Source organism: Nostoc favosum CHAB5714 (genome assembly GCF_020829495.1).
Taxonomy (GTDB): Bacteria; Cyanobacteriota; Cyanobacteriia; order Cyanobacteriales; family Nostocaceae; genus Nostoc; species Nostoc favosum.
In genome coordinates this window covers 1-7,615 of the sequence record NZ_JAIVFQ010000178.1, presented here as the reverse complement: position 1 = coordinate 7,615, position 7,615 = coordinate 1, and the positions used below count along the sequence as shown (strand labels likewise).

Sequence of the window (7,615 nt, the reverse complement as noted above, 5' to 3'; positions counted from 1 at the left end):
GTTCGCGTATATTTATATAAACAATCTCAATGGTCTGGATTACAGACTATTGTCAAAGTTGTTCGCACTCGTCACTTGTGGAATAAGACAACTCAAGAAGTAATGTTTTATTTGAGTTCATTGCCTGCCGATGCCCAAAAAATAGGGTTTGCGATTCGACAGCATTGGTCAATTGAAAATCAACTTCATTGGGTTTTAGATGTCACCTTTAATGAGGATGCTTGTCGCATCCGTAAAGAAAACTCCCCAGAGAATTTTGCTATACTCAAACGATGGAGTATAAATTTTCTCAATAAAGAAACAAATTATAAACGTAGTATTCGTCAAAAAGCAAAGCGAGCCAGCATGGATGAAGAGTATATGCTGAAAATTTTACAAGCTTCGATTCCTCTACACTCTAACTCATCTCAAGTATAAATTTTCTTGCGTTTACCCTGTCCAAACAGGTAAGTTACTTCTGTTCGCATTCTAAAATACCATCATAACTAAATCACAACCTAATAGTATTCTTGTACTATCGAGAGAACGAGTTTCTTATGCATCGCGCCATTCAACAGTTACGGACGAGGCTTGACTTCTAGTCTGGATCTGGTGCTAACTCTTTTAAAGTAAGTACAATAGTAGTATATTGAATCGTAATAACCCTATGAATCCAGTAGTAATTAGACCCTCATCTTGGCTAACGACTGGTATTCGAGTCGAAAAAGTCAACAATCTCAATCTTTTCAAATTTACTGAAGAGCTAGGTTCGCGTTTGCAAGAACTTCTGGATAAGAAAAAAGCTGATTTACTGACACCAGAAGAAGCCGTTGAACTAGAGGCTATTGGAGAATTAGACACAATTTTTAGCTATATAAATGCCACTATTGCATCTGGGTCGTGACAATTCCTAACAGTATCCAAGAATTTGTACGGAACCGCGCTAATTTTCAGTGCGAATACTGCCATTATCCTGAATTTCTCAGCACGTCTCCCCTGACAATCGACCATATCAAGCCGCAATCTTTGGGGGGTTCGGATGATGTGGATAATTTGGCTTCAGCTTGTCGTCGGTGCAATGAACGTCACTATAATTTTACAGTAGGAATCGACCCAGAAACAGAGCAAGAAGTCTCCTTATTTAATCCCCGTCAGCAACAGTGGGCTGAACACTTTATTTGGTCGGCGGATGGTACAAAAATTATCGGCATCACACCTACAGGTCGAGCTACTTGCAACCGAATTGATTTAAATGATGAACGCCGGAGCGATCGCTTTATACAAAAATCTCGGCAACTTTGGGTGCAAGGTGGTTTTCACCCTCCCCGTTCTGACCCGCGCCAAGAAAATCCTAATTCTTCAGGAGATATTGTCTAACAATATCTAGGTTTTGGGCGTTTCTCAAGCAGCAGAAGAGCTAACGCTCAGGCGCAAAGAAAGTGAATTTAACGACAAGCTTCATGCCAATACATTTGTACTGGGGCGAAAACGAGTTCTTAATGCATCGCGCTATTGGGAAACTGCGATCGCGTATCCTTGATCGGGATTGGAACTGCGTCAACTATTCTGAATACTCACCTTCTGCTCAGGAGACAATCCCTCAAGCGTTTGCAGATATCATGACTCCTCCGGTGGGGGGTGGAGGACGGTTAGTTCATTTACCTAACAGCTGTTTACTGGGGGTTTGCCCAAAAACAGCCCTAGTAAAATTGGAACATATTCTGCCTGCTATCCCAGAAACAAACGTCCTGCTGATTACAAGCCTTAACAAACCAGATGCCAGAAACAAATCAGTCCAACTATTGCTTACGTATGCACTCGCTATAGAGTTTCCCCTAATTCCCCAGTGGCAGACGGACGCACTAATACAACAGGCACGCACCCTGGCTCTTGAGGTGGATATAAACCTGACTGCGGATGCTTACTCTTTATTAGTTGAATCGACGGGTAACAATACGCGACTGACGTTTACTGAGCTAGAAAAGCTGAAAACCTATGCTCAAAGTGGAACTATAAATGCAGATATGGTGAGAGAGTTGGTGTCAGCAAATGCAGCCAATAGCCTGCAACTAGCCAATGCTATTCGTTTGAGTAATGTTTCTCAGGCGTTGAAATTAATCCAAAACTTAATCGATTGTAATGAGCCTGCTTTAAGGATTGTTGCCACCCTGACTACTGCCTTTCGCACTTGGTTAATAGTCAAACTAATGGCGGCTGCTGGATGTAAAGACGATAGTGCGATCGCCCAAATTGCAGAACTGAAAAATCCCAAACGCCTCTACTACATACGCCAAGAGGTGAAGAGTGTTAGTGCAAACAGACTGCAAAATGCCTTGAAAGTGCTGTTGGAACTGGAACTAATGCTCAAGTCTGGTGGAGATGAAAAGCTCGCCCTTCAAACTCAAATCATCAAACTTTGTTCGTAGGTGCTAACTATAGCAATCCTAAATGATTCGTAAATATCGTGTTTTGGTTGTTGGCTGTTGACTGGTCAACTGTTAACAGCCAAGGAGCGTATTTCTAAAAACTCAAATGAGATTGCCATATCTCACTAAAATCAACAATTCAAACAATGAATCAACTAAATCTACTTAAAGTCACAGAAGAATCCTCTCTTTCTACCCCACCTCAAAGCACAGAGTCGGAATTTGTGCAACCAGTTAAGGAAATCTTCGAGTTGTCCGCCTTGGTGGGACAAAACCTAGCGGTGTCTTTACTCAAAGGAGTGATCGCTAACGCTCTTCCCTCAGGGAGGCTCGCACACAATCGACTTGCTCCTGCATACTTGTTCGCCGGACCAGAAGGCAATACGGTTCAGTTAAGCAAATTTATCTGTTAAGGCAGGCAGGGGGAGCAGGGGAGGCAGAGGAAGCAGGGGGAGAAAAAAAGCTTAACTGAACTGTATTGAGATAGTTCCAATATTCCGTTTTAATCTAGAGCATTGCCAATTAATCGGCGGTTCTTGACAAGAACACCACAGATAGTTCCAATATTCCGTTTTAATCCCCATGCTTCCGGCTCCTTGGCCGGAGGTATTTTTTTATTTGGAAGTCCCTGGAAGCATAAAGCGAATAACTTACTCAACTTTTAGATGCAGGTCGAAAGCATCATACTCTCTGTGTAGATTCATCATATATCGATATATGATGTTTCAGTCTCGATATATGATTCTGGAATAACATTCATTGAAAAAGCCATGCAAATTCGACTAGCTGTGATCAGCAATGCCGGAGGCAGTGGTAAAACGACAGTTTCAGTCCACATAGCATACGAACTGGCAAAGCGCAAGTACAACGTAGCACTGTTTGACCTCGACCCGCAAGGATCGCTGACACTGTTCTGTGGATTGAACCCGCCAGAGCCGGAACAAACTCTGGCTGCTGTTTTCAAAGACGACTTTGAGAAAACAAAAAAATAATATGGCTACCCGCAAAGCTCCTGACCTCACCAATTATTTTTCAGCTGCAAAGCAATCTCAACAGTTGTCTGAAGCTGAGTCAGAAATTCAGCGCCTTAAAGCCGAGATTGAAGAACTTCGTTCTAAAGGTTTTACGGAATTGGAAGAACAGCTGCAAACATTGCGATCGCAACTCCAATCACAATCAGGTATCCAATCCATTCCCTTAGAGCAAATTCAACCGAACCCAGAACAACCCAGACAGACATTTTTAGCAGAAAGCATTGAGTCCATGTCCCGTTCTCTGACATCGGATGGACAACTAGAGCCAATAATTCTGATTCAGCGAGAGAACTTAGTTATATTCGATGGGGAGCGGCGCTGGCGCAGTGCGAAAACCTTGGGTTGGCAAAACCTCCAAGCTGTAATTATTCCAGAACCTGCTGCTTTGCACCGCAAAGCACTATTGACCTCCCTACATCGGGAAGACCTCAATCCTCTCGATAAGGCTGAGGCGATCGTGCGAGAGTTGGCAAGCAATGCTGGTCTAGAATCTGAAGATATCCCCCGCATTCTCTCGACAGTGGTGCGACGGTTAAACGCACAAAAACGTATGAACTCTGTTGTTGAGTTGATGACGGGAACACCAGAGGAGCAACAACAAGGTCTAGCAGATATGGATTTAGATGAGTCGGAACAGGCGGTGTTAGCGTTGCTGTTGGATTTACAACTTAATCCGGCTTCGATTGATGCCAACATTTTTCCCATGCTCTCCTTAGCAGAAGACCTGAAAGCGGCAATTAGGTCAAGAGGACTTAAAGGTGTTCATGCAATGGCGCTACAGAAACTCTCAGCCAAAAATTTGGGACTCTCAGAGTCCGAAGCACAAGCAATCAGGAGCAATACAACACAGCAGGCGATCTTTCAGAAACTTTCGGTTCAAGCAACACGAAAATTAGTAGCTGAGGTGATAGCTTCACAGAGTCAGGCTTCTCCAACACCGCAAAAACAGAGATTACCAGTAGCTACAGCAACCCGTTCTCTGCATAAAATCTCTGGGGAGGCGTTGAAGAAAGCTGAAGTTTCTCAATTAATGGAGTTCCAAGAAGCCCTGCGTCAAAAACTAGCAGAAATAGAATTGGTATTAAAACAAAAAGCAATTAACGCCACCGAACTTTCTCATCATCAAGAGGTTGAGCAACCTGAGTAACAACGCAAATGACACGATTTCCCTTTGACCAATTCTCTAAAGACTATCTAGAAGAGTTGTTGCAGCCTCTAGGTTCAGTGCAGGTTTCGCGCAAAGTAGCAGGAGAAGTTCGAGAGATAGATGTCTGGTTTGCACCCAACACATCACCCAATCCAGCCGAAGCTACCAAGCTGGGACTACTCGGACAATTTGCTGCAACACCATCGCTTTTTGAACCCTTCCGCAATGCCGCCAGCCCTACAGAAATTTGTAATTGTATTCTAAAATTGTTAGAAATCAGGGGCGAATTCGAGCGGGAAGCAAAGCGCAATCAACAGCAACTTGATGAAAATAATTTACCTCGGTTGTGGATTCTCTCTCCCACTGCATCTGAAGACAGACTTCAAGGATTTGGGGCTGTTAGTGATGAGCAAAACTGGTCGCCTGGAGTATACTTTTTGCCTAAATACTTGCGAACAGCAATCGTAGCAATACATCAGTTACCTAGAACCAAAAAAACTCTCTGGCTGAGAATCCTGGGCAAAGGCAGAGTTCAACAACAGGCAATTGACGAATTAGAAGCACTCCCTGAAAATGAGGCGTTACGCTCAAGAGCATTGGAGTTACTCTACAGCTTAAAAACTACCTTGGAAGTGAGCCAAAATATAGATGAGGAAGATAGGGAGTTAATTATGCGTTTATCACCACTCTATACACAACGGATAGAAGAAGCTACACGCCTTGGAGAACGTAAAGTTGTAGAAAGCTTGCTCAAAAGCCGTTTCGGTTCATTGGATGAGCAACTATCAGCAATTATTGAACCTTTGTTATCGCTAAAAGCTGAGGAATTTACTCCTTTGTTGTTGCAATTGTCTCGTGAGGAGTTATTGGCACGCTTTGGTAGTTAATAGTATGAAGGCGATCACCTCAATAGGTAATAGACATCTCCGAAAAAGAATCTCAAACCCTTATTCTGTCTAGGTGAAAACTAATTTCTGGAGATATCTAATACTGACAAATAATTTTTCTAATGCTAGAAAATAATTATTATCATCCACATAAATTTTAATTCAATTCACTCAACAACAACTCTACTCATAGTCAAAGCACTTTTTTCAAAAAATTTGTTAATCTAACATCACCACTATGCCAATCCTTTGTCCCAAATGTCAAAGTGATAATATTCGTAAACTATCCCTAATTTATCAGGAAAATGTTATTCATACCACAAGCACAATTAGAGGTTCTATAGGCTCAAAGTCTACTGCCGCTTATAAAGATGAAACTACCACTACATCAATCGGCAAGACCGCTTCTCCTCCCCCAAAACCAGAATTAATACCCATCATTATCGTCAAAGCAATTGCTATCGAATGGGTAATTTTTATGATTTTAAGTAGTATTTTACAGGCTAGTTTTTTAGCTGGATTATCATTACTTATTGGATTACCTTTATATCTATTTTGGACGTTACGAAAAAACATTAATTATAGTCGTATCTATCCCAAACTTTATCAAAAGTGGGAAAATTCTTTCATGTGTCAACGCTGTGGAACAATATTTGAGATTATTGAGAATTGAGGTGGTTTTTGCTATCTTTTATTCTGCTTATCAAGCTTACAACCTATCTGGCATTTCCAAAAATCCCTTGGGCTTCGGTGGTGTCGAGCGCACAAAGTTGCTCTCTGATGCAGAGGATACCATAGCGGGTGTGGCAGAAGAGGAAGCGTTGCCTTCTTTAGTTAAACCACTATCTTTTTTTATTAAATTGCCCACTCCAAAAAATACTTGATACAACGCCCACACATCCGCAATCCGTATTCCCATTCCCGTTGTATCCAATCCTGGGGGAATCTCTACATCACCATTCCAAATCACCTTTACATTACTATAATGCGCTTCTAGCTCACGTTTGAAATATTCAGCAGTACCACCGCATAAAATAATCTCGTCATTATCACGGGGGAATTCCTGTGACAACCACCGCACTAATGCTCGAAAATACTCATCCCGACTGAGCTTCAGAGCTTCTGATATCTCCTGCGCTTCTCCTTCCCGCTCGACTGAGCTATTGCGCCGCGACAACTTAGTTAAAGCTTCTGGGTTGCACTCAGATCCTGCTCTTACTATTGCCGCCATCAGACGCGGATCTTCTTTTGCTAGACCACTACACCGTCTGACAAAATCATCCAACATCCACGACATCCCGAAGGTACTCGACACCCCAGGAGCAACTGCACCCCTAGCTGATACCAAAACAGAAGCATTGCGATATCCCAACATCACTACCGCTACGTTGCGATTCTTGATGTCAGCACCCAAGATGCTACGGTGGTAAAGATAAATACCACCACCTTCTGGCTTGGCGTTAAAATCTACTAACTTGACTCGCATTTCTCCAGTAGGTGTGTTAAATCGTCTTAGTGCCTGTTTTAACTTCACCTCAAGACGCTTTCTATCCTGATACTCGGATGGTGGTAGCAACACAGTAAGCGCCACAGTTAATTTACCGATAAGCTTCAGTTTCTGACACAATACCCACAAAACTCCACAAATCTTTGGAACTGCGCTTTCCTCTTTCAGTTGCTTCAGTAGTGAGTTACCACCGTATTTGTGCCTTGCCAGAAACCCAACAGCGTAGTAGTCATCACCAATACCTACCCAGCAGGTGTTCTCTGGATCTACTTCACCAGATTTGGTTTTCTCGTAGTCATGCACGGATGCATCTGACACATCGGCTATCTCTGGCTCCATACACAGTAACATAGGGAAGCCATTCTTAGCAGGTATGCTAGCGATCGCTTTGGTCTGAGAACCACCCAAATCTATCGCCAGCAACAAATCTGGCACCACAACAGTTGCAGGCTTAATCATTGAATCACTCCTTGTTAAAGAGACTTAGTAAGCTGAACCACATATAAATCAATACGGTTCAGTTAAGGCTGAAAGACTGATTAGTGATATGAAATTTAGGAGCTTCAACTGGTTGTCCAGTACCTCTGTGTGTTGGCTTTTTAGAACGAAACTTTGATACAGGTTTTTTCACAACT

The 7,615-nt window shown here is 42.6% G+C and carries 9 protein-coding genes and 1 pseudogene; 9 read left to right on the top strand and 1 reads right to left on the bottom strand.

Annotated elements, in window-relative coordinates; genetic code table 11:
* The 9 genes and pseudogenes from LC586_RS38900 to LC586_RS38860 all read left to right on the top strand — a co-directional run.
* Nucleotides 1-417: ISAs1 family transposase (locus LC586_RS38900; protein ID WP_229491146.1), on the top strand; the 417-nt coding region annotated here is incomplete at its 5' end.
* Between the two features lie 229 nt (nt 418-646).
* Nucleotides 647-883: a hypothetical protein gene (locus LC586_RS38895; RefSeq protein WP_229453415.1), complete on the top strand. Its 237-nt coding sequence runs from the start codon at nt 647-649 to the stop codon at nt 881-883.
* The gene (locus tag LC586_RS38890; protein WP_229491145.1) at nt 880-1,356 is read left to right on the top strand and encodes an HNH endonuclease; all 477 of its coding nucleotides are present in this window, start codon (nt 880-882) and stop codon (nt 1,354-1,356) included. The genes LC586_RS38895 and LC586_RS38890 overlap by 4 nt, the downstream gene beginning before the upstream one ends.
* A gap of 62 nt (nt 1,357-1,418) precedes the next feature.
* Nucleotides 1,419-2,405 (top strand): DNA polymerase III subunit delta, encoded by a 987-nt coding sequence (gene holA / locus LC586_RS38885; RefSeq protein WP_229491144.1) that lies wholly within the window; start codon nt 1,419-1,421, stop codon nt 2,403-2,405.
* Nucleotides 2,406-2,551: 146 nt separating this feature from the next.
* Complete coding sequence (locus LC586_RS38880; protein WP_229491143.1) at nt 2,552-2,818, top strand: hypothetical protein; 267 nt, start codon at nt 2,552-2,554, stop codon at nt 2,816-2,818.
* A gap of 357 nt (nt 2,819-3,175) precedes the next feature.
* A pseudogene (locus LC586_RS38875) lies at nt 3,176-3,382 on the top strand (ParA family protein); the annotation flags it as partial.
* Between the two features lie 16 nt (nt 3,383-3,398).
* Nucleotides 3,399-4,586, top strand: coding sequence for a ParB/RepB/Spo0J family partition protein (locus LC586_RS38870; protein ID WP_229491142.1), 1,188 nt, complete (start codon nt 3,399-3,401; stop codon nt 4,584-4,586).
* An 8-nt stretch (nt 4,587-4,594) separates the two neighbouring features.
* Nucleotides 4,595-5,473 (top strand): hypothetical protein, encoded by an 879-nt coding sequence (locus LC586_RS38865; protein ID WP_229491141.1) that lies wholly within the window; start codon nt 4,595-4,597, stop codon nt 5,471-5,473.
* A 238-nt stretch (nt 5,474-5,711) separates the two neighbouring features.
* On the top strand, nt 5,712-6,146 hold the full coding sequence (locus LC586_RS38860) for a hypothetical protein (protein ID WP_229491140.1): 435 nt from the start codon (nt 5,712-5,714) through the stop codon (nt 6,144-6,146).
* Nucleotides 6,147-6,182: 36 nt separating this feature from the next.
* Here the strand turns inward: LC586_RS38860 and LC586_RS38855 are convergent, their stop codons facing one another.
* Nucleotides 6,183-7,439 (bottom strand): ParM/StbA family protein, encoded by a 1,257-nt coding sequence (locus LC586_RS38855; protein ID WP_229491139.1) that lies wholly within the window; start codon nt 7,437-7,439, stop codon nt 6,183-6,185.
* Between the last annotated feature and the right edge of the window lie 176 nt (nt 7,440-7,615).